The sequence below is a fragment of the Nocardiopsis alkaliphila YIM 80379 genome (assembly GCF_000341005.1).
Classification (GTDB): domain Bacteria; phylum Actinomycetota; class Actinomycetes; order Streptosporangiales; family Streptosporangiaceae; genus Nocardiopsis; species Nocardiopsis alkaliphila.
Genome location: NZ_ANBD01000171.1, coordinates 1 through 1,159, shown reverse-complemented (window position 1 = coordinate 1,159; position 1,159 = coordinate 1). Strand labels below are relative to the sequence as shown.

1 protein-coding gene is annotated in these 1,159 nt (G+C 69.2%); it reads left to right on the top strand.

The genetic code is table 11. From position 1 onward, the window contains the following. Window positions 1-48: 48 nt before the first annotated feature. On the top strand, window positions 49-1,159 hold a 1,111-nt coding region (locus D472_RS26270), incomplete at its 3' end, for a hypothetical protein (RefSeq protein WP_033304500.1).

Below are 1,159 nucleotides of genomic sequence, written 5' to 3'. Positions count from 1 at the left end.
CCCCCGCCACGGGTCGACCCGCGCACCGGCGACCAAGGGGAGCGACGAGTGTCCTGGAACCGGCGGGCCCGCGAAGAATACGAACAGCGGGTATTGGCCACCGCCCCGCACGAGGGCATGCCCGCCGACCTGTTCGACCGTTACGGCATCGACGCCCATTCGGCCGAGCAGCTGGGCCAGGACCCGGGCGCGTTCACCACGCACACCGACCAGGTGTACGCCTACTGGCGCGGACTCATGGGCGAGCGACGCGCACTGCGTCCGGTGTTGTCACAGATGATGGCGGATCATGAACGATTGGTGGCCGAGGGCTCCCTGAACCTGACGCACTTCCAGAAGGTGCGCCAGGACCTGAAGCCGCGAGAGCGGTCCGGATGGGCCGATGCGGTGGACGAACTCACCACCTCCGTGTTGGACCGCGCCGCCTTCGACCGATTGTCGCGCGGTGCCGAATTGTCCGAGGAACAAGCCTTGGAGGACCTGCGAACGCGCGGGGTCCTGGTCGTCGACCAACTGCCCGACCTACCCGTGCTGCCTCCCCTGCGGGATCACCGGGCACTCACCGACCACCTGCGTACCCGTGGCGCGCGCTGCTCCGCCGAGGTGGTGTTCGGCCGGGAACGGCTGGCCGAGGGGTTCACGGTGTTGGACGGATTCCGGCTCCGGGGCACGCGCGAGGCCTCGAACGCCTCCGAGACCACGCTCAGCGACACCGCGTTGGACGCCGCCGCGCTGCGGATCCAGCGTGAGCCGATGACCGAGGGCAAGGTCGCCGCCGAACGGGTGATCGCACTGCTGCGTTCGGCCGACTTCCCCGGCCAACGTGACCGGATCATGCTGTGGGAGATCACTTCCCAGCTGGCCTTCGAATCCGCGCGGGTGAGCGAACACGAACTGATCCGGCCCTGGGTGTCGTCGGGTCTGGACGAGGACGAGGCCCTGCGGATCGCGGCCGCGCTACGCCGGGGCGAGCACGGGATCGATCAGAACACGGCGATCGAGAGGCAAGTGCGTTCACTCCTGTCCCAACACTGTCTGCGCCAGGCCGAGGCTGCCGTAGCCGAACTCCCCCCGGAGCACGCGCTTCGCGTGGAGGTGGCCGAGGTGGCCGCTCACGTGGACCGGTTGGTGGAGCGAGCCGACCGGGCCTTGGAGGTCG